Here is a 1,162-nt window from a genome sequence, read left to right on the forward strand (position 1 = left end):
CCGGGCAGGCCATCGTCGCCTTCGTCATCCTGCGCAGCGAGGCGGGCGACGGCGGACCGGAGGTCGTGCAGGAGTTGCGGGAACATGTGGCCAAGGAAATCGGCAAAATAGCCCGGCCCCGGCAGATTATGGTGGTCGCCGAGCTGCCCAAAACCCGGTCCGGCAAGATCATGCGGCGGCTGCTCAAAGATGTGGCGCAGGACAGGCCCATCGGGGATGTCACCACCTTGGCCGACTCCTCGGTCATGGACCTGATCAAAGCCGGCATGCCGGGCGGAGCCGGAGGGCCGCACTAGCGAGCAGTGAAGCGATCCCGCTCTTGCGGCCATGCCCCTTCATGGTGTCGAATCTGTTAACGGAGTGCGCAGGGACTTGTGAGGCCCACGACGCCAGGAGGCGCTCATGTCCGGAAAGTCCGTCAACGGGGTGGCGAAGAGTCCTGGACGGAGCACCGATGTACGGCGTCCGGAGGGTTCTGCCGCAGCGACAGCGTCCCGGCCCGAGCAGATCCGCAACGTGGTGCTGGTGGGCCACTCCGGTGCCGGCAAAACAATGCTTGCGGAAGCGATGCTGGCGGCCGCCGGGGCCATAAACCGCATGGGTTCCATCGTCGACGGCACCACCGTCAGTGATTCGGACCCCTCGGAGATCCGCCAGCAGCGTTCCGTCGTGCTCTCCGTCCTGCCCTTCATGTACGACGGCGTCAAGATCAACCTCCTCGACACACCGGGCTACTCGGACTTCACCGGCGAACTGAGGGCCGGTCTCCGTGCTGCGGACGCGGCCCTGTTCGTCGTGTCCGCCGTCGACGGCATCGATGCGGCGACCACGGCGCTGTGGGGCGAGTGCAACGACGTCGGAATGCCGCGGGCGGTGGCCATCAGTCGGTTGGACCACCCGCGGGCCAACTTCGAAGCGGCGCTGGCTGGCTGCCGCCGCGCCTTCGGTGAGTCTGTGCAGCCGCTGTATCTGCCGGTGCCGGCCGGTGCGGACGCCACCGGGTTGCATGCGTTGCTGTCCGGCACCGTGTCGGACTACCGGGCCGGGGAACGACAACCCGAGGTCCGCCCTGCCGGCGCCGGGGAGCTGGAGCGCGCCGAGGACGCCCGGAGTGCCCTGATCGAAGGCATCATTGCGGAGAGCGAAGACGAGTCGCTGATGG

2 protein-coding genes are annotated in these 1,162 nt (G+C 67.6%); both read left to right on the forward strand.

Annotated features, from left to right (window positions below; genetic code table 11):
* On the forward strand, nt 1–296 hold a 296-nt coding region (locus AC5RWT_RS37615; protein WP_494084655.1), incomplete at its 5' end, for an AMP-binding enzyme.
* A 106-nt stretch (nt 297–402) separates the two neighbouring features.
* On the forward strand, nt 403–1,162 hold a 760-nt coding region (locus tag AC5RWT_RS37620), incomplete at its 3' end, for a GTP-binding protein (RefSeq protein WP_494084656.1).

This window comes from Arthrobacter sp. Dra40 (assembly GCF_059091905.1).